Source organism: Sinorhizobium numidicum (genome assembly GCF_029892045.1).
Lineage (GTDB): Bacteria > Pseudomonadota > Alphaproteobacteria > Rhizobiales > Rhizobiaceae > Sinorhizobium > Sinorhizobium numidicum.
The window spans coordinates 1273492-1297246 of record NZ_CP120368.1 but is presented as its reverse complement, the minus strand read 5'-3'; the positions used below and the strand labels follow the sequence as shown (position 1 = coordinate 1297246).

Sequence of the window (23755 nt, the reverse complement as noted above, 5' to 3'; positions counted from 1 at the left end):
AAAGTCACTGTAGCACTTTGAATTGCTGCATTTCTTATTCTTAAATCGGCTCCGATCGAAGGAAACACGCAGCAACACAAAGAGGCCCGTGGAACCAAGTTCCGCGGGCCTCTTTATCAATGAAGCGGGCTCAAGCCAGAACGGCCAGCAGCAGCAGCGCCACGATATTGGTGATCTTGATCGCCGGGTTGACTGCCGGACCGGCCGTGTCCTTGTAGGGATCGCCGACTGTGTCGCCGGTGACCGAAGCCTTGTGCGCGTCCGAGCCCTTCATGTGACGTATGCCGTTCCTGTCGACGAAGCCGTCCTCGAAACTCTTCTTGGCGTTATCCCACGCCCCGCCGCCGGAGGTCATCGACACCGCCACAAACAGTCCGTTGACGATGACGCCGAGGAGCGATGCGCCGAGTGCCGCAAAGGCGGATGCCTTCGAGCCCGAAAGCAGCAAAACGCCGTAATAGACGACGATCGGCGCCAGCACCGGCAAGAGCGACGGAATGATCATTTCGCGGATTGCCGCCTTGGTCAGCATGTCCACGGCGCGGCCGTAATCCGGACGGTCCTTGCCTTCCATGATACCCGGCTTTTCTTTGAACTGCCGGCGCACCTCCTCGACCACGGCGCCGCCTGCCCGCCCGACGGCGGTCATGGCGATGCCGCCGAACAGGTAGGGAATGAGACCGCCGAAGATCAGCCCGGCGACGACATAGGGATTCGAGAGGTCGAATGAGATCGTGCCTACGTCGGCAAAATAGGGATGCTTGTCGCCATTGGCCGCAAAATAGGTGAGGTCATTGGAATAGGCGGCGAAGAGCACCAGGGCGCCGAGGCCTGCGGAGCCGATAGCATAGCCCTTTGTCACGGCCTTGGTGGTGTTGCCAACCGCATCGAGAGCGTCGGTCGACTTGCGCACCTCTGGCGGCAGATGCGACATCTCGGCAATTCCGCCAGCGTTATCCGTAACCGGCCCGAAGGCATCGAGCGCCACGATCATGCCGGCAAGCCCGAGCATGGCGGTGACGGCGATGCCGGTACCGAAGAGGCCGGCGAGCTGATAGGTGGAGATGATGCCGCCAATGATGACGATTGCCGGCAATGCGGTCGATTCCAGCGAAACAGCCAGGCCTTGGATCACGTTGGTGCCATGTCCGGTCACTGAGGCCTGTGCGATCGAATTCACCGGCCGCTTGTTGGTGCCGGTATAGTATTCCGTAATCACGACGATCAAGGCGGTGACGATAAGGCCAACGATGCCACAGATGAATAGATTCCAGCCGGTGACGTCCTGCCCTGCGACCGTTCCGATCGAACCCCAGCCGATGGTCAGCGAGGTTGCCGCACCTAGGCCGAACATCGATAGCACGCCGGTAACGATCAGCCCTCGATAGAGCGCGCCCATGATCGAGCCGTTGGCGCCGAGCTTGACGAAGAAGGTGCCGATGATCGAGGTGATGATGCAGGCCGCGCAGATCGCCAGCGGGTAGACCATGACGCTCGCGAGTATCGGTGTTCCCGCGAAGAAGATCGAGGCAAGCACCATGGTGGCGACCACGGAGACGGCGTAGGTCTCGAAAAGGTCCGCCGCCATGCCGGCACAATCGCCGACATTGTCGCCCACGTTGTCGGCGATCGTCGCAGGGTTGCGCGGATCGTCTTCGGGAATACCTGCTTCCACCTTGCCGACCAGATCGCCGCCGACATCCGCGCCCTTCGTGAAGATGCCGCCGCCGAGACGGGCGAAAATCGAGATTAGCGACGCCCCGAAGCCGAGCGCCACCAGTGCATCGATGACCTCGCGCGCGGCCGGTCCATGCCCGAGACCCACGGTCAGGACAAGGTAATAGACCGACACCCCGAGGAGCGCCAAACCGGCGACCAGCAGGCCGGTGATCGCGCCGGATTTGAAAGCGATATCGAGACCGGAGGCAAGGCTGACTGATGCGGCCTGGGCCGTGCGGACATTTGCCCTGACCGAGACATGCATGCCGATGAAACCGGCCGCGCCCGACAGCACCGCGCCGATCAGAAAGCCGATGGCGGCAGCGCCTGAGAGAAGAAGCCATGCGGCAATGAAAACGACGACACCGACGATGGCAATAGTTCTGTATTGACGTGTGAGGTAGGCCTGCGCCCCCTCTCTGATATAGCCTGCGATCTCCTGCATGCGGGCATTCCCCTGATCGGCGGCAAGCACCGACTGTGTCGCCCAGATGGCGTAGGCCAACGCGAGCAACCCGCATGCGATAACGCCCAAAAGTATGGTCATTTCGCACTATCCTCCGTTTCAACCCGCGGACTCACTCCCTGCCGCGGGCCCCTCAATCCGCGAATCGCGCGCCGCCTCCTCAAGCGGCGCCCCTCGCGGCGCGGCCAGAGTGCGTTTGCGAATGTGGATCGTCAAGCCCCTGAAAATGCCCGCGTGTCGGCCTGCAAGACGCACGCCGCAAGCTTTCAGGCGATGGCTCTCTTGTTGGCGCGCATCAGCAGGAGAAGAAGGAAAAGGCAGACGCCGGCGACAGGCCATATGACGGCGTTGAGCATGTCCCATCCGTAAACGGCAAGAACCTTGCCGGAGGCGAAGGACGAGCCGGCTACGGCGGAAAACAGAACGATGTCGTGAAAGCCCTGAACCTTGTCGGCCTCCTGCGGCCGATAGCTCTGTGCGACGATTGCCGTCGCGCCGATGAAGCCGAAGTTCCAGCCGAGCCCGAGGAGAACGAGCGCGCCCCAGAAATTCCAAAGCGCCAAGCCCAAGTGAGCAATCGCCGCGCAGGCCATGAGCAGGAGAAGGCCGCAGGCGACGATGCGCTCGGCACCGAAGCGGCTTATCAGCCATCCGGTCACGAAACTCGGCGCGAACATGGCAAGCACATGCCATTGGATCCCGAGCGTTGCGAGATCGCTCGAGAACCCGCAGCCGACGACCATGGCGATCGGCGCTCCGGTCATCATGAAGGTCATCAGTGCATAGACGGAGATGCCGCAGATCATGCCGGTCAGGAACCGCTGGCTGCCGGCAATCTCGCGGAGCGGCCGAGCGGTCGCCACAGAGTGCGCGCCCGACGCCGTGGCGACGGGCAGACGCAGAGGAATAAAGAAGAGCAGGGCCACAAGGCAGACCGGCACAAGGGCGACGAAGGCGCCCGCGAACCATACGGGAGCGAAGTAATCGCCGGCGAAGATGACGATCTGCGGGCCGAGAACCGCCGAGACGATGCCACCTCCCAAGATCCAGGAAATAGCTTTCGGCTTATAGAAAGAGGGCGACGCATCGGCCGCAGCGAAACGAAGCTTCTGGGTGAACCCATTGGACGAGCCGAGGACCGCCAGGCCGCCGGCGAACAGCCAGAAATTCTCCCGGAAGAGCGCCGCCGTGGCCACCAGCCCGCCGAACGCAGCAATCGATGCACCGGTCACGAAGGCGAAGCGCCGGCCGACCAATCGCGACAATATCGTCACGAGCACGACGCCAAGAGCCATGCCGACATTGAAGGCGGTCAGCGGCGCGGTCGCGAGCGACTTATCGTCCCCGAGGAGCTGGTGGCCGGCAACACCCCCGATGGCAAAGCTGATCGGCCCGACCGCGCCGAGCAGCGCCTGGGCAATGGCAAGCAGCAGGATATTGCGGCGCGCCTCGCGGAGAACCACGCCCATATCTTCTGCGGCAACAGCGACCATCCGGTTTATTTCCGCTGGTCGCCGCGGACCTGTTTGGCGATCCGGTCGAGAACGGCATTGACGAGCTTGGGCTCCTCTTCATCGAAGAAGGCCCTGGCGATCTCCACATACTCGGTAACGATCACCGGAACCGGAACGTCCTTGCGTTCCAGGATCTCGAAGGTCCCGGCGCGCAGGATCGCGCGCACGGTGGAGTCGAGCCTAGAGAGCGCCCAATCGTCCTGAAGCGCCGAGCCGATCAAGGGATCGAGCTTGCGCTGGTCGCGCACGACACCGGAGACGATCGAGCGGAACCAGGAGGCATCCGCCTTGAGATAAGTCTCCCCGTCCAGTTCCTGGCCAAGGCGATGCGCTTCATATTCGGCGACGATCTCGAGAACGCCGGTTCCGCCGACATCCATCTGGTAAAGTGCCTGCACGGCCGCAAGGCGGGCGGCGCCACGCTGGTTGGCCTGTTTCAGCGGCTGATCCGTGGGAGTGTTCTTCACTTTTCTGCGCCCAATTTTTTCTTCAGTTCGATCATAGTCAGAGCGGCGCGTGCGGCGAAGCCGCCCTTGTCCCCTTCCGACCGGCGCGCGCGCGCCCAGGCCTGATCGTCGTTCTCGACGGTAAGAATACCGTTGCCGATCGCGAGGCTTTCGCTCACAGCAAGATCCATCAATGCACGTGCGGACTCGTTGGCGACGATGTCGAAATGGTAGGTTTCGCCCCGGATCACCATGCCCAACGCGACAAAACCGTCATACTCGGTGCCGCCTTCGTCGGCGCCGTCGAGCGCCATGGCGATCGCCGCGGGAATTTCCAAAGCGCCCGGAACGGTCACAATATCATAAGTCGCGCCGGCTGCATCGAGCGCGTGTTTCGCTCCATTGAGCAATGCGTCAGCCATATCGTCATAGAAGCGTGCTTCCACAATCAGGATGCGGACCGCCTTGGTCTCTGCCATGGATCACCTGTTCTGAAAATTGGGGCCGGGCGTACCGGCGCAGGCGGCGGTCAAACCATGCTCCGCGCCGAATGGCAAGCAAATTCCACCGACCGGAGGCCATTTGCCGCGCCGACGCCCGACCGCGGCATTCGCAAGTTGCGCCTTGAAGATCGCATGAAAGCCCGCGCCGTTGTCGCCTTGCAGCCAACTTGCAACAATGGCACTGCTTTCAAGAACCGCAATCGCTTTGCAACGGCGTATGCAGCCGGTAAAACCTTAAGTACGCTCGGCACTGATTCTGCAAGGTGGAGATGTTGATCCGGCGCACCTCCGATCTAAGGAACATACACTAGGCGAGCCGCAGCACGGAGGAACGTCATGACAGAAGTTAGCAAGCCGATCGTCAACCTGAAAGATCTCAAGCTCGACCACTGGCGTGAGGGCTCTTTCTTCGAGTCAAGCGATGCTTCCTTCGGCACCCTTCTCGGTCTCAAGGGCCTCGGTATCGGCTATGGCGAAGTTCCGCCTGGAAAATCCGGTTGTCCCTTTCACAACCACCACGTGGAGGAGGAACTGTTCGTCATCCTTGAAGGCGAGGGAACATACCGCTTCGGCAGCGAGCGCTACCCCGTTGGCCCGGGGGACGTGCTGGGCGCACCGGCTGGCGGACCCGAAACCGCGCACCATCTGATCAATACCGGAACGGTGCCGCTCAAATATCTTTCCATCTCGACGATGGCGGCGACGGAAATCTGCGAATATCCCGATTCCGGCAAGTTCCTGGCCAAGACACGGCAATCGGGCGAGGCCAGGGCTTCGTTCCGCTTCATTGGTCGCGCCCCATCGACAACCGACTACTGGGACGGTGAGCCGGGCGTCTGAAGCCATCTCTTTCCACCAATATAGCTGGAGCGAAAATGCATAGCGTTCCCACGATTGAGACCGAGCGATTGCTGTTGCGCCCTTACCGCCGCGACGATTTCCACTCCTATTGCGCACTGTTTGCCGATGCGGAAGTGACCCGTTACGCCGGCGGCGTGCCCTATTCGCGTGAACAGTCTTGGACGCGCTTCCTGCGTCAGGTCGGCATGTGGCACTATTTCGGCTTCGGTTTCTTTGCAATCCAGGAGAAGGAGAGCGGCGCGTTCGTCGGCGAGGCCGGCTTCCACGACGCCCATCGCCGAATTACGCCCTCTCTCGAGGGAACCATGGAAATGGGCTGGGCGCTGTCTCCAAAAGCCCATGGCCGCGGTCTCGCGACGGAGGCCGTCACAGCCGCGCTCTCCTGGGGCGACCGCCAGTTTCCGACATTGAAGAAGACCTGCATCATCGAGCCGGGCAATCAAGCCTCGATCCGGGTTGCGGCCAAACACGGCTTCAAGGAATTCTGGCGCACAAGCTATCATGGCAGGCCCATGATCATGTTCGAACGGCGCGTGACGCCAATTGCCTGACTAGTTTGACCGACCGACCGGTTTTCGCCTCCACGCGGGCACCGCCGAGAGCCATAAAACATGAACAATTTTTAATTATTTTTCAGTCGTTTACGCCACGGAAACGGCCACATTCGAGCCCAATTTCGTGACCGTTGGCACGGCGCGAGACCCGAGTACGAGGAAAACGCCGCCCCAACCAGTCGAAACAGCCCAGCGCCCTTCGCTGCGGGTGATCTCACCCGCAAACGGCCGGTGCTGTGCTCTCGCGGAGCCCGCCTCGACGGCGCAACGATCGCAATGTCGATCGCCGCCGCGGCAGACGCCACAAACCGAAGGAGCCATGACAATGAACCGCTTTACGCAAATTTCCGTCATCGCCGCCCTCTCCGCCCTCACTTTCGGCGGCATCTCCCATGCCGCCACAGGCGTCGAAATGAACTGGCCGAGCCAGATCGACCAGACGGTTCGCACCTTCAAGGGCAACAATCTCAGGATTGTCAACGTCGACACTTTGAACCAGATGAGCGAGACTCGGACCCGGATCGACGAAGCGACGCCGCAACAGCTTGCCGCATTGCAGACCGCAGTCGAAGCCAACAAGCCCTTGGCCGCTAAGCTGAGGGCGGAAAATGTCGAGATGAACAACATCGCCGGAGCAGCGCAGGCTGCCGATGGCGGGCTGACGATCTATCTGCGCTGAGCCTCCCCGGCCGATAGACGTCACGCTGTCCGCCCCCGTCAGGGGGCGGATTCGTTTGGCCCACTCGCCTCTTTCAGCGAGGATCATTCCGCCTTACAGCACCACGCGTCTAATTAGACGCGCAAAGGTCGCTATAGCACTTCGAATCGCTGCATGATTTTGTCCTTAAATCGATTCCGATTTAAGGAATCATGCGGTAGGCGAGGGAAATTCCGCCAGTCGGGCGGCGTAGCGCGCCATTGTATCGACCTCGAAGTTAACGAGATCCCCGGTCTCACGCTCGCCCCAGGTGGTAACTTCAAGCGAATGGCGGATCAGCAGCACGTCGAACTCGGCACCATCGACGCTGTTGACGGTAAGCGACGTCCCGTCGAGCGCCACCGAGCCCTTGGGTGCGACGAATTTGGCGAGACGTTCCGGCACGCGCAGGCGGAACCGCACCGCGTCGCCCTCCGGTTCTACGGCGAGGATTTCAGCCTTGTCGTCGACATGGCCCGACACCAGGTGGCCGCCAAGTTCGTCTCCGATTTTCAAGGAGCGCTCAAGGTTGATACGCGTGCCCTTCTGCCATCCAGCAATGGTCGTAAGCCTCAATGCCTCTTCCCAGGCCTCAACTTCGAACCAGCGTTCGTTGCTGCCGACCTCAGGCAGTGCGGTAACGGTCAGGCACACGCCGGCGTGGGCGATCGAGGCGCCCATTTCGATCGTCTTCGGATCATAGTTGGTGGCAACGCGAAGTTTGACGCCTTCCGCGAGAGGCGTAATGGCTTCCACCGTGCCGATGTCGGTAATTATGCCTGTGAACATCAGATATCTCTCTCGTAATCCTCGAAAATATCGTCGCCGTAACGCGCCGCACGCCGAAGCGTGAAACCTGCTGGAACGGACTTCCGATCAAATGGGGATGGAATGCCGCCTTCGCCAATGATCGCCGGACCGGTGAAAAGCAGGATACGGTCGACGAAACCTGCATCGAGAAAGGCACGCGCCGCTCGCGCACCGCCTTCGGCCAGCAGCGAGGAGATACCGCGCGAAGCGAGCGCAGTCAGTAGATCTGCGACCGAACCAGCTTCCAGCACTTCGGCTCCGGCAGCTTCAAGAGCGGCCCGGCGGGTTGCGTGATCGCCCCTTCTCCCCGCCATCTCATCTTGCTGGCCGCCGAAAGAAAGAAAGTCGGCGTCAGTCGCAACCACAATCAATGGAACCGTCCGAGCCGAACGAACGAGCTTCGACCCGACCGGCAGGTCGAGGCGGCGGTCGAGGACGATCCGGACGGGCGATCTATCTTCAAGCCCTTGCAGCCGCACGGTGAGCTCCGGGTCGTCGGCACGTGCCGTGCCGATGCCGACGAGGATTGCGTCGGTTTCAGCGCGCAGCACCTGCACCTGGGCGCGCGAAATCGCGCCGGTAATCCTGACCTGCCCCTCTCCCTTGCGGCCGATCATGCCATCGGCCGAAACCGCAAGTTTCAGAGTCACATGCGGGCGTTTCATGCGTTGACGCATGAGGTAGGCCTCAAGCACGCGTTCGCCGTCGCGTTGGAGGACGCCGATGTCGACTGCGATGCCGGCGTCGCGGAGCATGACCACGCCGCGGCCGGCGACGCGTTCGTCGGGATCGAGAACCGAGACGACGACGCGAGCAACACCTGATGCAATGAGCGCGTCGGCACAGGGCGGTGTCTTGCCATGATGCGAACAGGGCTCGAGGGTGACATAGGCCGTTGCCCCCCTCGCCTTTTCGCCGGCGTCCGCAAGGGCTTGCGCCTCGGCATGCGGCCGCCCGCCTGGCGCCGTCACGGCTCGGCCAACGATCGTACCGTTCTTAACGATGATACAGCCAACGGAGGGATTGGTGGATGTGAAACCGACATTGCGTCGCGCCAGGCGCAGCGCCGCCGCCATGAACCTTTCGTCGTCCCGCGTCGGCTCGGTCATCGCTTGCTCCGCTCTGAGCCTACTCGACCGGATCGCGGGCGATCTTGGCGCTTATTTCGGCAATAACCTTCTCGAAGTCCTCCGCATGGGAGAAGTCACGATAGACCGAGGCATAGCGGACGAAGGCGACGTCATCGAGGCTCTTCAGCGCTTCCAGCACCTGGAGGCCTATTTCTTCCGAGGGAATTTCGGTTTCGCCGGAGCTTTCCAGGCGGCGGACGATTCCGGATACCGCCCGCTCGATCCGGTCACGGTCGACCGGGCGCTTCCGCAAGGCGATCTCGAACGAGCGCAGCAACTTGTCCCGGTCGAAAGGAACCTTCCGACCGGTCTTCTTGATGATCATCAGTTCGCGCAACTGCACCCGCTCGAAGGTCGTGAAGCGGCCGCCGCAATCCGGACAGATGCGGCGGCGGCGAATGGCGTTCCCGTCCTCCGCCGGACGGGAATCCTTCACTTGACTGTCTTCAGATCCGCAGTAGGGGCAGCGCATACGGCCCGTCCGATCACATGTAGCCGTACATCGGGAAACGCTCGGTGAGCTTGATCACCTTGTCGCGAACACCGGCTTCAACGGCGGCATTGCCGTCGTCGGAATTGGCAACCTTGAGGCCGTCAAGCACCTCGACGATCAATTCGCCGATCTCCTTGAACTCAGCTTCCTTGAAGCCCCGGGTCGTGCCGGCCGGCGCGCCGAGACGGACACCCGAGGTGACGAAGGGCTTTTCGGGATCGAAAGGGATGCCGTTCTTGTTGCAGGTGACGTAAGCGCGGCCAAGAGCCGCCTCGGCCCGCTTGCCGGTCGCATTCTTCTTACGCAGATCGACCAGCATCAGGTGGTTGTCGGTCCCGCCCGAAACGATGTCGAGACCGTTGGCCTTCAAAGTTTCCGCGAGCGCGCGGGCGTTCTTGACTATCTGAGCCGCGTATTCCTTGAAGGAGGGCTGCAGCGCTTCGCCGAAGGCAACCGCCTTGGCGGCGATCACATGCATCAGCGGCCCGCCCTGCAGACCGGGAAACACCGCCGAGTTGATCTTTTTGGCAATATCCTCGTCATTGGTGAGGATCATGCCGCCGCGCGGACCGCGCAGGGATTTATGGGTGGTCGTCGTCGCCACATGGCAATGCGGGAACGGCGACGGATGCTGGCCACCGGCGACAAGGCCGGCAATATGGGCCATGTCGACCATCAGCCAGGCGCCGACTTCGTCGGCGATCTCGCGGAAGCGCTTCCAGTCCCAGATGCGCGAATAGGCCGTGCCGCCGGCAATGATCAGCTTCGGCTTATGCTTGCGCGCCTTTTCAGCAACATCGTCCATGTCGAGCAGGTGATCGTCCTCGCGAACACCATAGGAAACGACGTTGAACCACTTGCCGGACATGTTCACAGGGGAGCCATGGGTCAGGTGGCCGCCGGAATTCAGATCGAGACCCATGAAAGTATCGCCCGGCTGCAAGAGCGCCAGGAACACCGCCTGATTCATCTGCGAACCCGAGTTCGGCTGAACGTTGGCGAAACTGACGCCGAAGAGCTTCTTGGCGCGTTCGATCGCCAGTTCTTCGGCGATGTCGACGAACTGGCAGCCGCCGTAATAGCGCTTGCCCGGATAGCCCTCAGCATATTTGTTCGTCATGATCGAGCCCTGGGCCTCGAGAACGGCGCGAGAAACGATGTTCTCGGAGGCAATCAGCTCGATTTCATGGCGCTGGCGACCCAGCTCCTTTTCGATCGCACCGAAGATGTCGGGATCGCTGTCGGCGAGAGAGCGGGTGAAGAAGGCGTCGTTGTTCTGTGCAAGCATCGGGTCGAGGCTCCTCTCAAGGGTGGCTGTTCTTTAGCTTCCTCGCACGCGGAGAGCAATATCCGCTGTGCGGTTTGCGCCATTTCCACCATCCGCCGCGCCCAGATATCGCAGCCGTGCCATCATGCGAAAGGCCGCGCATCCATGGAATGCGCGGCCTTCATCGATAAACGCAGCAGTTTGCTTATTGCGGCAAGGCGTCCGCGTCGATGGGGCCAGACGATTGCTCTATCCCCGTGGTCGTCTGCAGCGCGAGTTCCGCCGCGCCGTCGCGCTGATAGATGTCGTCGCGGAACTGGACGACGCGGTCCTTTGCCGACCAGGCCGTGATGTAGGTGAAATAGACCGGAACCTCTTCGGCAAGCTTGATGGGCGTATTGACGCCCGCCTTGATCGTCCCCTCTATCTGCTGGCGCGACCAGCCCGGTGTTTCCTTGAGCAGCCAGGTGGAGAGATCACGAACGTTCTGCACGCGCACACAGCCGGACGATTCGAAACGCATCAGCTTGTTGAACAGGCCCTGCTGGGGTGTGTCGTGCATATAGACCTGATGCTCGTTATGGAAATTGATCTTTGTCGAGGACATCGCGTTAATCTTGCCGGGGTCCTGGCGGAACATCAGGTTCGGGGCCTTTTCGGCGTTCCAGTCCACCGTCTCCGGTGACACTTCGTTGCCGCCGCCGTCGAAGAGACGGATTGCGTTGCGTTCGAGATAGGTCGGATCCTTCCGCATCAGCGGCATGATGTCCTTCTGGATGATCGAGCGCGGTGCGGTCCAGTAAGGATTGAGAATGACCTCGTAGATTTTCGAATTGAGGATCGGCGACTGCCGGTCGATCTTGCCGACGATGGCGGTGTGTCGCAGCACGACGCGGCCATTTTCCACCGCCTCGATATAGGCGGCAGGAATGTTGACCATCACGTAGCGCCGGCCGAGATCGCCGGACATCGACTGAAGGCGCACCAGGTTGGTTTCAAGCTGCGCAAGCCGGGTCGTGGCGTCGACGTTCAGAGCCTTCAACGTATATTCGCCGATCACGCCGTCCGACGGGAGGCCGTGGCGGGCCTGGAAGCGCTTGACCGCGCCGTCTACATAGGAATCGAACGCAGAGGAAATTCCGGCGGACCGCGGCAAGTCGCCGGAGACCATCAGGCGCTGACGCAATTGCTGGACGGCAGGATCGTTGACGCCGAGTTCCAGCCTCACGGTGCTCGGAGGCGTGACCGTCGGCCAGCCGCCGGAAGCAACGATCTGCTGGTAGTCGAAGATCGCCTGTTGTACATGGCCGATCGTTTGGGGACCGAAGACCGGCGTATTCGAAAGGACCGCCGTTGCCGTCCGCGACGCCTTGGCATCGAACTGATCGTCCCAGGAGCCGCGGCGCGGCGAATTGATGATCTCGTTCAGTGCATCCTGAGCACTGGCGGCGCCTGCCCACGCTGCGGCACCGAGGGTTGCAGCCGAGCGCAGAAATCCACGGCGCGAGAAAGCATCCATTCCGTTCTTCTTCGACATAGTCCCTACCATTTCAATGCGCCGAAACGCGCTGCCCGAGCCCTAGCACGAACGTGGTTAACAAACGTAAACCCGCGTGCCACCCGCCTCTCACATTGCTTTCACGATCCTGCGAGCGAGAGCCAATTGCCGGCAGATGGGAGGACCAAACGAATCACCTCACAAGCGCAAGAACACACCTGCCGATCCAAGCGTCGCTGTCATAGCAATATGGCCAATTCGTGTCTCGGGAGAGCCGGCGGACCCGCAGCGCGGCAATGCCCAGTCTCGTCCGCGGATTTTCGGCAACAACCGCGTCGAGCGAAGACGGCAAAGGCCGGACACGCAGGGATTGCAGCCGACCCTTGAAACCAGAGGTAGATGTACGGCCTCGATCAGAGGCGATAGAGGATCTGATCGTTCCAGAAGCGGTCGAGGCGCTGCAGGAGCTTGTTCATCTGCGTGAATTCGTCGGAGCCGATCCCGCCGACCTTCTGGATCGAGCCGATGTGGCGCTCGTAAAGCTTGGCGACGGTCTCGGCGATCTCCTGCCCTTCTTCCGTCAGGCTGATGCGAACCGAGCGGCGATCGATGCGGGAGCGCTGGTGGTTGATGAGCCCGAGATCGACGAGTTTCTTGACGTTATAGGAAACGTTCGAGCCCAGATAGTAACCGCGGGAGCGAAGTTCGCCGGCGGTAAGTTCCGAGTTGCCGATGTTGAAGAGCAGCAGTGCCTGGACGGCATTGACGTCGCTGCGGCCTTGACGGTCGAACTCATCCTTGATGACGTCGAGCAGACGGCGATGCAGACGCTCGACGAGGTGAAGGGATTCCATGTAGAGACCACGGATCGTTTCTTCCTGCGGGTCTCGGGGCGCAACTGCCTGCGGCTTCATTTTCGTGTTCATTTGGTTGCCTCACTGTTTTGTTTGGCGGTGTCTGTTTGTCTTCCCGCCTTGAGTGAGACACTATCGAATACGTATAAAATTCTACTTAAACCGCAGCCTTAACATGAACTTACCATCCACCGAGTCTGTCTCAGGGTGAATCAACCCTTACCTTCCGCGCCTGGCGTAGCCGTTGATAGAAAAGCGCCGCGCGGAAGAGCACGAAGGTGATGGCGACGGCTCCGTGCAACACCAAGAGCAGCGGCCTAGAGCCGATGATGGCGGGATAAAACTCGTACATGGCGACCTCGATCCCGGCGGCGACGACCCAGACGACCGGCCCCCAGGAGACCAGAAGCCACAATCCGATCGCAGCGACCGGATAGACGACCGCAAGCGCCGTCGCAGCGGCGCGCCACTCTGGCGGCAGGAGGTCGAAACGGCCAGCGCCGCCGTGGGAAAAGCCGATCAACATGGCCCAATAACCGAGCGCGAACCAGAAACAGGATGCGGAGACCAAGCGAAGGAACCAGCCGAAGAGGACCTCGGTCAGCGATGGTTTCGGCACATGAGCAGAATCGTGAAGCATGGGTGGCAACATAGGCTGAGCACCGGCGATCCACCAGCACGAAGGACGGGTACACTCAAGGGAGCATACTCGCGCGGGGAAGAAATGCCGCAGGCTGGCGGCAAGCAACGCAGTTTTCAACCCGCGGAGGCACGTGATAAACCGCCTTCTGAAGGACATATGAAAAGAAGGATGCGGCGCGATGAGCGATAGGACAAATCTTGTGGACAGGATCACGGGCCACCGCCGCATGCGCCGCAACCGCAAGGCAGACTGGACGCGGCGGCTGGTGCAGGAGAACCGGCTGACGGTCGACGACTTGATCTGGCCGATCTTCATCGTGCCCGGCAGCGGCGTCGTCCAGCCGATCGACGCGATGCCCGGTGTCAACCGCATGAGCATCGACAAGGCGGTCGAAGTGGTCAAAGAGGCGGCCGATCTCGGCATTCCGGCGATCGCCACCTTTCCCAACATCGAGATGACGCTTCGCGACGAGACCGGGTCGAACAGCCTGGCCGCCGACAATTTGATCAATCAGGCGACGCGCGCGATCAAAAAGGCCGTTCCGAATATCGGCGTCATTACCGACGTCGCCCTCGATCCGTTCACGAGCCACGGCCATGACGGCATCCTGCGCGACGGCGAGATCGTCAACGACGAGACGGTGGAGGTGGTCGCCAGGGCCGCAGTGACGCAAGCGGATGCCGGATCCGACATCATCGCCCCCTCCGAAATGATGGACGGACGGATCGGCGCGATCCGGGAGGCGCTTGACGCCGCCGGCCACCAGAATGTCGGCATCATGTCCTATGCGACGAAATTCGCATCCGCCTTCTACGGCCCCTATCGTGAGGCGATCGGCACCGGCGGTCTGCTCAAGGGTGACAAGAAGACCTATTACATCGACCCGGCCAACGGCACCGAGGCAATCCGCGATGCCGCACTCGACGTCGAGGAAGGCGCCGACATGCTGATGGTGAAGCCCGGCCTTCCCTATCTCGACATCTGCTGGCGAATGAAAGAAGCCTTCGGCCTGCCGGTTTTCGCCTATCAGGTTTCAGGCGAATACGCCCAGGTCAAGGCCGCTGCCGCCAATGGCTGGATCGACGGCGAGCGGGTGATGCTCGAGACGCTGCTCGCCTTCAAACGGGCGGGATGCGACGGGATCCTGAGCTATTTCGCGGTGGAAGTGGCGCGAATCCTGGCGAAACGGTGAAATCCGCGGGCAGGACCGCCTGCGGCCGGCGCATTGTTTTGCCGAATTCGCTCCCCATATCTCACCGACAACAGTATGAGGCACGCGCATGAGCATGCACGATGAAGAACTCCGACTTCCAAGCCAGGACTGGCGAGCTTACCAAGGTGTGCTATCGCGCCGGGTGTTTGCCTTCATCATCGACTATCTGATCATCGCGCTGCTCTGGATCCCGGCGGCAGTCGTCGTCTTCTTTCTGGGTATTCTGACGCTTGGCCTCGGTTTCCTCCTCTATCCCGTCCTTTTCGCACTGGTGGCGATGCTCTATTTCGGGCTGACTGTCGGCGGTAGGGAGCAGGCCTCACCGGGAATGAGAATCATGGGCGTGGCGATAGCGCGCACCGACGGTCGACCGATGGATTTTCTGACGGCGGTCGTTCATCTGGCAATCTTCTGGATCGGCAACGCACTGTTGACGCCGCTTATCCTGCTGATCGGCCTCTTCACCGATCGAGGCCGGCTATTACACGACCTTCTGATCGGCACGGTCACCGTTCGGCGTGATATGTACTGAGGCCGCGGCGCCGTTTCCGTGCGGAATGATCGGCTCTAAGATCGAGATGCCGGATGCAGGCGGAAAACACTTGCATTTCCTCGTCCCGCTCTGAACGAGTGTGTTGACGTTTTTCATTCTTCGGCCATGCTATTATGATGAGTAACCACGCAAAGAGTGGCCCCCACGCTCGATGAATACCCAGACCACACCGTCTCCACAGTTCTACCTGACTGCGCCGGCAGCCTGCCCATATCTGCCGAACGAGATGGAACGGAAGGTCTTTACCCACATGGTGGGCGAGCGCGCACCCGAGCTCAACGACCTCCTGACGCAGGGCGGCTTCCGCCGCTCGCAAAACATCGCCTATCGGCCCGCCTGTGAAACCTGTCGGGCCTGCGTTTCCGTGCGCATCCTCGCCAACGAATTCTCGCCGACGCGCTCGATGCGCCGCGTGCTCGCGGCCAACCGCGACGTGATCTCCGCCGAATATCCCGCCGAACCATCGAGCGAACAGTACAACCTCTTCCGGCGCTACCTGGATCGCCGCCATCAGAAGGGCGGTATGTCCGACATGTCGGTGCTCGACTATGCGATGATGGTCGAGGATACCCATGTGCACACGAAGATCATCGAATATCGCTTGCGGGTCGAGGGCGACGGCATCAACGAGAAAGCGAGAGGCCCGTTGATCGCAACGGCGCTGACCGACCGCATGGGCGATGGCCTATCGATGGTCTACTCGTTCTTCGACCCCGCTTTGGCGGAGCGGTCGCTCGGCACCTTCATGATTCTCGACCACATCCGCCGGGCGAAGGAGCGCGGCCTGCCCCATGTCTATCTTGGCTATTGGGTCAAGGGATCGCGAAAAATGGGGTATAAGACAAAGTTTTTGCCGCAGGAGCACCTTATGGCACGCGGTTGGGAGCGCTATGTTGGGCCGGACCCATCCACCGAAACGGCGACTACCACGGATTGAAAATTGAGCCTCTCCCCTGACGCCGCCCGACATCGGCGCGGTCTTGCCATCACCGGCCTCGGCGGCCTTGCCCTCTCCTTCGACATTCCGCTGATCCGTTCGGCAAACGGTGAAGTGTGGTCGATACTCGCAGTCCGCAGCCTCTCGACCTTCCTCATCGCACTCGCTGCCTGGCTGGTGATCAATAGAATACTCGGCCGCCGTGTCGCGCTGATCCCCGGCAAGGCAGGCCTGATCGCCGGCCTGTTCTACGGCATCAATTCGTTTACCTTCCTGCTTGCCGTGTTCAATACATCGACGGCGAACGTCGTCTTCGTCCTTGCGTTTACGTCGATGTTCGCGGCGATGCTTTCCTGGATCTTCCTTAGGGAGCGTCCTTCCAATGCCACCCTGCTCACGATGGCGATCATGGTTTTGGGCGTCGGCGTGATCGTGCAGGACGGGCTCGAGAGCGGACACGTCTTCGGCGACGCCATGGCCGCCTGCTCGGCCTTCCTGCTTGCGAGCGCCATAACGATCAGCCGCGCGAGCGGCCGGGACATGGCGCTGGTGCCGCTCGCGACGGCAATCTTCCCTGCCATCGCCGCGTTCATGCTGATACCGTCGGGCGGCATCGCCATTGCCGAACCCGGTTACATTCTCTTCAACGGTCTGGTGATGATACCCCTCGCCTTCTTTTGCCTGGCGACGGGGCCACGATATCTTTCCGCGCCGGAAGTCGGCATGTTCTATCTGCTCGAGACGATCCTCGCGCCGATCTGGGTATGGATCGTCTTTTCCGAAACGCCGACGGGTCAGACGCTCCTCGGCGGCGCCATCCTGATCTTCGCCTTGATCGGTCATTCGCTCTGGCAGATGCGCAGCAAGGCTGCAAAGACGCAGGTTCCGTGCGCCGAACTGCCGTTTACCGGATGAGCAGGCTGCATCGGCAGATTATTGCTGGCCGCCCGGTCCGCCATCCTGCGAAAGCTCCGGCATCTGCGAACGCATCGCCCAGAGTTCCCGGTTGGTGTTGATCCACTCCGCCGCAATCTCAAGCGGCGCGGGATTGGCCGAGATCAGTTCGCCGTCGTCCTGCCGCCGCCGGGTGATCAGTCCCGCAGTTTCCAGAATAGCCATGTGCTTGGAAAGGACGTCCCGCTGAATACCGACGGCTGCGGCAATCTCCGCGGCGGGTGTCTCACCGGCAAACAGGACTTCGAATATGCGGCGGCGCGTTGGATCCGCAAGCGCCAGCAATGTATCGTCTAGAGCCAAGGTCATCGCGTTCCTCTCTCTACCGAATAATTCCTCAAATCGAGGCCAATTTATGGAATTATGCAGTAGATCAAAGAGTTACGGCGACATTGCGCGTCCGGAAAACGCGCAGCGCCGCGGACGGACATTGATCCACGAACGGTTCAGGCTCGCAAGCGCCGAGTCTCGGAAATCAGCCGCTGAACTTGCCACTCCGCGGGAAGCCCTTCGGCACGGCTCGGCCAGCGGCAGCGCGATCGCCAAACCACTCGATCAGTTCGTCCTTGGCCTTGGTGAAGACGCGACCGGCGCTGTCTTCCCAAGTGAGGCCCTCCGCAATGGCGAAGCAGCGGATGTCGGAAACGCCGCCATCCTTGTAGCGCTGAAGACGGACGCCCTTGCCACGTGCCATTTCCGGAATCTGCGACAGGGGGAAAACGAGCAACTTGCGGTTCTCGCCGACGATCGCGACATGATCGCCCCTGACGGTAACGACGAGTTTTGCCTCATCCGGCATGCCGACATTCATCACTTGCTTGCCCTTGCGGGTATTGGCAACAATGTCGCTTTCGGTGACGACGAAGCCGTTGCCGGCCGCCGACGAGATGATGAGCCTTCGCGCCGGATCGTGCACCATGGCAGTCAGCACGTCCTGGTCGTTTTCCATATCGACCATGATGCGCAAGGGTTCTCCGTGCCCGCGCCCCCCCGGCAACTTGTCACCGCCGAGCGTGTAGACCTTGCCGCCGGTCGTAAAGACGAGAATCTTGTCCGTCGTCTGTGCCGGGAACGCCACCTTCAGCGCATCGCCTTCTTTGAACTGGAGCGATGACGTATCCGAGATGTGACCCTTGAGGGCGCGGATCCAGCCTTTTTCGGAGATGACGACGGTGATCGGCTCTTTCTCGATCATCGCCTGCTGGATTGCTTCGACATCGGCCTCGGGTGCGTCCGAGAAGGTGCTGCGGCGTTTGCCGATTTCGGTTGCCTTGGCGAATTTCTTTTTGACCTCGCCGATTTCCCAGGCGACCGCCTGCCATTGTTTCTCGTCGGACGCGAGCAGTGCCTCAATCTCTGACTTTTCCTTCGACAGAGCGTCGAACTCGGTACGGATTTCGAATTCTTCAAGCTTGCGCAACGAGCGCAGGCGCATGTTCAGAATCGACTCGGCCTGGAGGTCGGTGAGCGTGAACCGCTCCATCAGCACAACCTTCGGCTCGTCCTCTTCGCGAATAATCCGTATGACTTCGTCGATGTTGAGATAGGCAACGAGGTAGCCACCGAGAATCTCCAGCCGGCGGTCGATCGCCGCTAGTCTGTGGCGCGAGCGCCGCTGCAGCACCTCGCGGCGATGCGCCAGCCACTCCGTCAGCACCTCGTTCAGCGCCATGACGCGCGGTACGCGCCCCATCGAGAGAACGTTCAGGTTGAGCGGAAAGCGGCTTTCGAGCTCGGTCAGCTTGAAGAGCGATTCCATGAGGATATTGGCGTCGACGGAGCGGCTCTTCGGCACCAGCACCAGGCGCACATCTTCAGCCGACTCGTCCCGGACGTCCTCAAGCAGCGGCAGCTTTCGCGCGATGAGCAGTTCGGCGATCTTCTCGATCAGCCGTGATTTCTGAACCTGGTAGGGAATTTCGGTGACGACGATCTGGTATCCGCCGCGGCCCAGATCCTCTGCAACCCAGCGGGCGCGGACGCGGAAGCCGCCGCGGCCCGTCCGGTAGGATTCGAGCATGCTGGCGCGGCTTTCGACGATCACGCCGCCGGTCGGAAAGTCCGGTCCTTCGATGCCGCCCCGTTGCGGATTGGCGGGGTCGAACAGCAGATCCTCAACCGTCGCATCCGGATGGCGGATGAGATAGAGGGCCGCATCACAAAGCTCATGCGCATTGTGCGGCGGAATGGACGTCGCCATGCCGACGGCGATGCCGGAGGCACCGTTAGCGAGAAGGTTCGGGAAGGCGCCGGGAAGCACGACCGGCTCCTGGTCTTCCTCGTTGTAGGTCGGACGAAAGTCGACGGCGTCCTGATCGATGCCCTCGAGCAGGAGGGCCGCAACCTCGGTCATCTTCGCTTCGGTGTAACGATAGGCAGCCGCATTGTCGCCGTCGATATTGCCGAAGTTACCCTGGCCGTCGACGATCGGGTAGCGCTGCGAGAAATCCTGCGCCAGACGCACCAGCGCATCATACACGGACTGGTCGCCGTGCGGGTGAAACTTACCGATCACATCGCCGACGATGCGGGCGCATTTCTTGAACGAGGTATTGGGCCTCAGCCCCATCTCGCTCATGGCGTGAACGATCCGGCGGTGGACCGGTTTCAGGCCGTCGCGAACGTCCGGCAAGGCGCGGTGCATGATGGTCGACAACGCATAGGCGAGGTAACGCTCTTCCAGCGCCGCCTTGAGGTCAACCGGCTGAATGTTGTCATCCCCGCCAGACGGCGGCAAAAGGCTTTGTCCCATGCCCCTTGCTACCGCAACCGGTCGTCAACGGCAAGAATCTCAAGGTATCGCGCTGTGGAGAACGTACATGCGACACTTGCCTTGTGCCGGGGGCGCGATAATGCCGACGAGAGCGGTAATCTTCGCGAAACGATGATCCGAGGGGAACATGTGCCTTTCACGCACCGAATATATATTTGCTCTGTTTCATACTAGCTTCGGGACCCGCTGATTTGACTGAGCTGAAAATCGAGGATGGAGTGGAAGGAACCGCTTCAAGCGAGAGGCCGCGCCGCCGGTGCGTAGGCATCCAGCGGCGGGCAAACCCGGCTTTAGGCTCCGCGGGCTATAGTTGACGCACCCCGCAAAGATCACTCAGATAGGCGCCAGCCTATCACAGAACAACAATCAAGCATTTTCATAAGGAACGCCGCAATGAAGCATACATGCAAGATCCGCCTGATGATGGCCAGTGCGGCCCTCCTCACACTTACCGGCCCAGCCTTCGCTCTGGACGGCGCGGACATGATGAAGAAGCTCAACGCAGCGATGTCCGCAAACGGCTCCTCTCTGCTCTTCGACAAGGCGGACGCGGACGGCGATGTGGTGACCGTGACGGGCGTCAAGTTGCAAGTGTCAGGGAAAGGCGGAGAAAAGATCGACATCGGCGAAGTGACTTTCGAAGGCGTGGAGGAAAGCGATGGCGGCGGTTATTATGCCGAGACCGTCTCGTTCCCGGACGTCAATGTCAGCCAGGACGGAACAAGTTTGTCGGCCAAGGATATATCGATCGGCGGCCTCTCTATTCCCGGCAATCCGGCCGGCGCCACGATCAACGACCTTCTGCTCTACGAAACGGCCGGAACCGGGCCGATCTCGGTGAACGTCAAGGGCAAGGACGTGTTCACGGCGGAAAGCACGGAAGCCAATCTGACGCGGCAGGAAAATGATGCAGGCTTCGATTTTGACGCAACGCTCGCCGGCTTGAAAGCGGACCTTTCGGACGTGGAGGATGCAAAGGCTAAGGAGGCGATCGAAAAGCTTGGCCTGACGAAGCTCGACGGCGAAGTTACGATGAACGGCAGTTGGGAACTCGAGAGCGGCAACCTCGCGCTTGAGAAATATGCTCTCGACTTCAAGAATGTCGGCCGGCTGAACATCGCCATGGATTTCTCCGGCTACACGCTCCAGTTCATGAAATCGCTGCAGGAGGCCACAAAGGCCATCGAGGCCAACCCGAACAAGGCGGAGGCCAACCAGGCCTTTCAGCTCTCAATGCTGGGCCTCATGCAGCAGCTCACCTTCAACAGCGCCTCGATCCGCTTCGACGACGCTTCGATCACGAAAAAGGCGCTCGACTATGCCGGTAGCCAGCAGGGCGTCACCGGCGATCAGCTGGCGCAGTCGCTGAAAGCGCTTGTACCGATCATGATGGCACAGCTCAACGTGCCGGAACTGCAGAACCAGGTATCGGCGGCGATCAATACCTATCTCGACGGGCCGAAGAGCCTGACGATCACCGCGCAGCCCGAAAAGCCCGTGCCGTTTCCTATGATCATGGGCGCGGCCATGGGGGCGCCGAATACCATACCTTCGGTCCTCGGCGTAAAGGTGACGGCGAACGACTAGCATTTCACGGGCGGACCGCGAAACGCGGTAGCGCAAGTTTCGACAGCGAGCCTGGTGGCCTGCCGCCGGGCTTTTTTCTATCTTGGCTATTGGTGTTATGATGCCGCGCTTGATGCTTGGAGGCGTTGGCCTATCTATTTTTGCATGAGGTCACCGAAGGTTCGCGCATTCTCGACCGATAAAGCGGAAGGAGTACGCCATGGGACTGAAGCAGTCAGATATCACCGCCATCCTCGGCCCCGTCGACGAAACGCTGATGGCCGAACTTCTTGCGACGGGCGCGACGGCGGGTGAACTCGCCGAGGCGATCGCCTGGGTCAACAATGACGAGGCCCTGATCGGCGAGGGCCGCCATCTACCAGCGGGGCGCGTCGCGGCCCTGATCGATATCCTGACGCCCGACGACGAGGAGGAGTGAGCACATCAGGGCGGCCTTCGGGCGATGCCTTGGCTGCAGGGCTGTGGAGACCGAATATTCGGCACCTTTGCGTGGGTAGCCGTCGATGCATCGCAAAATTTCCGTCTTGAGGGAGGAGCACCATGGCTGCCAAGGAAGTCAAATTCAGTACCGATGCACGCGACCGCATGCTGCGCGGCGTAGACATCATGGCCAACGCTGTCCGGGTCACCTTGGGTCCCAAGGGCAGAAACGTGGTCATGGAGAAATCCTTCGGCGCGCCGCGGATCACGAAGGACGGCGTGTCGGTCGCCAAGGAAATCGAACTTGAGGACAAGTTCGAGAACATGGGTGCGCAGATGCTGCGCGAGGTCGCTTCGCGGACGAGCGACGTTGCCGGCGACGGTACGACGACGGCGACGGTGCTGGCTCAGGCGATCGTCAAGGAAGGCGCTAAGGCAGTCGCTGCCGGCATGAACCCAATGGACCTGAAGCGCGGCATCGACCTTGCTGTCGAAGCGATCGTCAAGGAGCTCAAGACGCATGCCCGCAAGGTCTCGAAGAATGCGGAGATCGCCCAGGTGGCCACGATCTCGGCCAATGGCGATGCCGAGATCGGCCGCTATCTTGCCGAAGCGATGGAAAAGGTCGGCAATGAAGGCGTAATCACCGTCGAAGAGGCAAAAACCGCCGAGATCGAACTCGAGGTTGTCGAGGGAATGCAATTCGACCGCGGCTATCTCTCTCCCTACTTCATCACCAACCAGGACAAGATGCGCGTCGAATTGGAGGACGCCTATATCCTGATCCATGAGAAGAAGCTTTCCAATCTGCAGGCAATGATCCCAATCCTGGAATCGGTGATCCAGGCCGGAAAACCGCTTCTGATCATCGCCGAAGACGTCGAAGGCGAGGCTCTGGCAACGCTTGTCGTCAACAAGCTGCGCGGGGGATTGAAGATTGCCGCCGTCAAAGCGCCAGGGTTCGGCGATCGGCGCAAGGCGATGCTGGAGGACATCGCGGTGCTTACCGGCGGCACAGTTATCTCCGAGGATCTCGGCATCAAGCTCGAAAACGTCACGATGGAGACGCTCGGGCGCGCGAAGCGGGTGGTGGTCGAAAAGGAGACGACAACCATCGTCGACGGTGCCGGCGCGAAGGAGGACATCAACGGTCGGATCAGCCAGATCAAGGCGCAGATCGAGGAAACGACATCGGACTATGATCGCGAGAAACTCCAGGAGCGGCTCGCAAAGCTTGCCGGCGGCGTTGCGGTGATCCGTGTCGGCGGCTCGACCGAGATCGAGGTCAAGGAAAAGAAGGACCGGGTCGATGACGCGCTGCATGCGACGCGCGCGGCGGTCGAGGAAGGCATTTTGCCAGGCGGCGGCGTTGCGCTGCTGCGTGTCGTCAACGCGTTGGACGACGTCCAGACGGTCAATGACGACCAGCGCGTGGGCGTCGAGATCGTGCGGCGCGCGGTCGAAGCGCCGGCGCGCCAGATCGCCGAAAACGCAGGCGCGGAAGGATCAATCATCGTCGGGAAACTGCGCGAGAAACCGGATCTCGCCTATGGCTGGAATGCTCAGACCGGTGAATTCGGAGATCTCTACGAAATGGGCGTGATCGACCCAGTAAAGGTCGTGCGCGCGGCTTTGCAGGACGCAGCCTCAGTCGCGGGTCTTTTGGTGACGACGGAAGCGATGGTCGCCGAGAAGCCGAAGAAGGAGGCGCCACCGCAGATGCCCGGCACACCCGGCATGGACTTCTGAAGCGGTCATTCTGGGCGGACGCGCCACCCACCGCTTATGTCTAGCCGCGCCCTTTCGGCAGCCGAACAGCGAAGCCATCCAAAAAAAAGAAAAACCCGGCGATCGCCGGGTTCT

24 protein-coding genes are annotated in these 23755 nt (G+C 61.0%); 11 read left to right on the top strand and 13 right to left on the bottom strand.

The annotated features are described in order from the left end of the window. Positions 1-130: 130 nt before the first annotated feature. The 4 genes from PYH37_RS17285 to ribH all read right to left on the bottom strand — a co-directional run bounded on the left by PYH37_RS17285 (position 131) and on the right by ribH (position 4624). Positions 131-2266, bottom strand: coding sequence for a sodium-translocating pyrophosphatase (locus PYH37_RS17285; protein ID WP_280732707.1), 2136 nt, complete (start codon positions 2264-2266; stop codon positions 131-133). A gap of 185 nt (positions 2267-2451) precedes the next feature. Then, on the bottom strand, positions 2452-3654 hold the full coding sequence (locus tag PYH37_RS17280) for an MFS transporter (RefSeq protein ID WP_280736077.1): 1203 nt from the start codon (positions 3652-3654) through the stop codon (positions 2452-2454). 29 nt (positions 3655-3683) lie between these two features. After that, positions 3684-4166, bottom strand: coding sequence for a transcription antitermination factor NusB (nusB, locus tag PYH37_RS17275; protein ID WP_280732706.1), 483 nt, complete (start codon positions 4164-4166; stop codon positions 3684-3686). Further along, positions 4163-4624: a 6,7-dimethyl-8-ribityllumazine synthase gene (gene ribH / locus PYH37_RS17270; RefSeq protein ID WP_280732705.1), complete on the bottom strand. Its 462-nt coding sequence runs from the start codon at positions 4622-4624 to the stop codon at positions 4163-4165. Before ribH ends, nusB begins: the two co-directional genes overlap by 4 nt. Positions 4625-4681: 57 nt before the next feature. On the opposite strand from ribH, the gene PYH37_RS17265 reads away from it, so the two are divergent. The 4 genes from PYH37_RS17265 to PYH37_RS17250 all read left to right on the top strand — a co-directional run bounded on the left by PYH37_RS17265 (position 4682) and on the right by PYH37_RS17250 (position 6742). Next, positions 4682-4924, top strand: coding sequence for a hypothetical protein (locus tag PYH37_RS17265; protein ID WP_280732704.1), 243 nt, complete (start codon positions 4682-4684; stop codon positions 4922-4924). 60 nt (positions 4925-4984) lie between these two features. After that, a complete protein-coding gene (locus tag PYH37_RS17260) occupies positions 4985-5488 on the top strand; it encodes a cupin domain-containing protein (protein ID WP_280732703.1) in 504 nt (167 codons plus the stop codon). Between the two features lie 35 nt (positions 5489-5523). Then, complete coding sequence (locus PYH37_RS17255; protein WP_280732702.1) at positions 5524-6060, top strand: GNAT family N-acetyltransferase; 537 nt, start codon at positions 5524-5526, stop codon at positions 6058-6060. A gap of 328 nt (positions 6061-6388) precedes the next feature. Then, positions 6389-6742, top strand: coding sequence for a hypothetical protein (locus PYH37_RS17250; protein ID WP_280732701.1), 354 nt, complete (start codon positions 6389-6391; stop codon positions 6740-6742). Positions 6743-6931: 189 nt separating this feature from the next. Here the strand turns inward: PYH37_RS17250 and PYH37_RS17245 are convergent, their stop codons facing one another. From PYH37_RS17245 to PYH37_RS17215, 7 genes are all read right to left on the bottom strand, one after another. Next, positions 6932-7549 (bottom strand): riboflavin synthase, encoded by a 618-nt coding sequence (locus PYH37_RS17245; protein ID WP_280732700.1) that lies wholly within the window; start codon positions 7547-7549, stop codon positions 6932-6934. After that, positions 7549-8679, bottom strand: a complete 1131-nt coding sequence (ribD, locus tag PYH37_RS17240; protein ID WP_280732699.1) for a bifunctional diaminohydroxyphosphoribosylaminopyrimidine deaminase/5-amino-6-(5-phosphoribosylamino)uracil reductase RibD — start codon at positions 8677-8679, stop codon at positions 7549-7551. Before ribD ends, PYH37_RS17245 begins: the two co-directional genes overlap by 1 nt. Before the next feature lie 19 nt (positions 8680-8698). After that, positions 8699-9172 (bottom strand): transcriptional regulator NrdR, encoded by a 474-nt coding sequence (gene nrdR / locus PYH37_RS17235; RefSeq protein ID WP_280732698.1) that lies wholly within the window; start codon positions 9170-9172, stop codon positions 8699-8701. Between the two features lie 13 nt (positions 9173-9185). Then, a complete protein-coding gene (glyA, locus tag PYH37_RS17230; RefSeq protein WP_280732697.1) occupies positions 9186-10481 on the bottom strand; it encodes a serine hydroxymethyltransferase in 1296 nt (431 codons plus the stop codon). Positions 10482-10665: 184 nt separating this feature from the next. Continuing rightward, a complete protein-coding gene (locus tag PYH37_RS17225; RefSeq protein WP_280732696.1) occupies positions 10666-11997 on the bottom strand; it encodes a L,D-transpeptidase family protein in 1332 nt (443 codons plus the stop codon). A gap of 374 nt (positions 11998-12371) precedes the next feature. Further along, on the bottom strand, positions 12372-12884 hold the full coding sequence (gene ldtR / locus PYH37_RS17220; RefSeq protein ID WP_280732695.1) for a transcriptional regulator LdtR: 513 nt from the start codon (positions 12882-12884) through the stop codon (positions 12372-12374). Positions 12885-13014: 130 nt separating this feature from the next. Beyond that, a complete protein-coding gene (locus PYH37_RS17215) occupies positions 13015-13452 on the bottom strand; it encodes a DUF6163 family protein (protein WP_280732694.1) in 438 nt (145 codons plus the stop codon). 181 nt (positions 13453-13633) lie between these two features. Between PYH37_RS17215 and hemB the strand changes: the two genes are divergently transcribed. From hemB to PYH37_RS17195, 4 genes are all read left to right on the top strand, one after another. Further along, complete coding sequence (gene hemB / locus PYH37_RS17210) at positions 13634-14647, top strand: porphobilinogen synthase (RefSeq protein WP_280732693.1); 1014 nt, start codon at positions 13634-13636, stop codon at positions 14645-14647. 88 nt (positions 14648-14735) lie between these two features. Then, positions 14736-15200, top strand: a complete 465-nt coding sequence (locus tag PYH37_RS17205) for an RDD family protein (RefSeq protein ID WP_280732692.1) — start codon at positions 14736-14738, stop codon at positions 15198-15200. 172 nt (positions 15201-15372) lie between these two features. Beyond that, positions 15373-16158 carry an arginyltransferase gene (locus tag PYH37_RS17200; protein ID WP_280732691.1) on the top strand — a complete coding sequence of 262 codons (786 nt, stop codon included), beginning with the start codon at positions 15373-15375 and terminating at the stop codon, positions 16156-16158. Positions 16159-16161: 3 nt separating this feature from the next. Next, positions 16162-17073 (top strand): DMT family transporter, encoded by a 912-nt coding sequence (locus PYH37_RS17195; protein ID WP_280732690.1) that lies wholly within the window; start codon positions 16162-16164, stop codon positions 17071-17073. Between the two features lie 18 nt (positions 17074-17091). Here the strand turns inward: PYH37_RS17195 and PYH37_RS17190 are convergent, their stop codons facing one another. Together PYH37_RS17190 and parC are read right to left on the bottom strand one after the other, a co-directional pair. Continuing rightward, positions 17092-17421, bottom strand: a complete 330-nt coding sequence (locus PYH37_RS17190) for an ArsR/SmtB family transcription factor (RefSeq protein ID WP_280732689.1) — start codon at positions 17419-17421, stop codon at positions 17092-17094. Between the two features lie 166 nt (positions 17422-17587). Further along, the gene (gene parC / locus PYH37_RS17185) at positions 17588-19864 is read right to left on the bottom strand and encodes a DNA topoisomerase IV subunit A (protein WP_280732688.1); all 2277 of its coding nucleotides are present in this window, start codon (positions 19862-19864) and stop codon (positions 17588-17590) included. 414 nt (positions 19865-20278) lie between these two features. On the opposite strand from parC, the gene PYH37_RS17180 reads away from it, so the two are divergent. The 3 genes from PYH37_RS17180 (at position 20279) to groL (ending at position 23641) form a co-directional block, all read left to right on the top strand. After that, complete coding sequence (locus PYH37_RS17180; RefSeq protein WP_280732687.1) at positions 20279-21472, top strand: hypothetical protein; 1194 nt, start codon at positions 20279-20281, stop codon at positions 21470-21472. 199 nt (positions 21473-21671) lie between these two features. After that, entirely contained in the window at positions 21672-21890 is a 219-nt protein-coding gene (locus PYH37_RS17175) for a hypothetical protein (RefSeq protein WP_280732686.1), read from the top strand. A 122-nt stretch (positions 21891-22012) separates the two neighbouring features. Then, positions 22013-23641, top strand: a complete 1629-nt coding sequence (groL, locus tag PYH37_RS17170) for a chaperonin GroEL (RefSeq protein ID WP_280732685.1) — start codon at positions 22013-22015, stop codon at positions 23639-23641. The last annotated feature ends 114 nt before the right edge of the window (positions 23642-23755 follow it).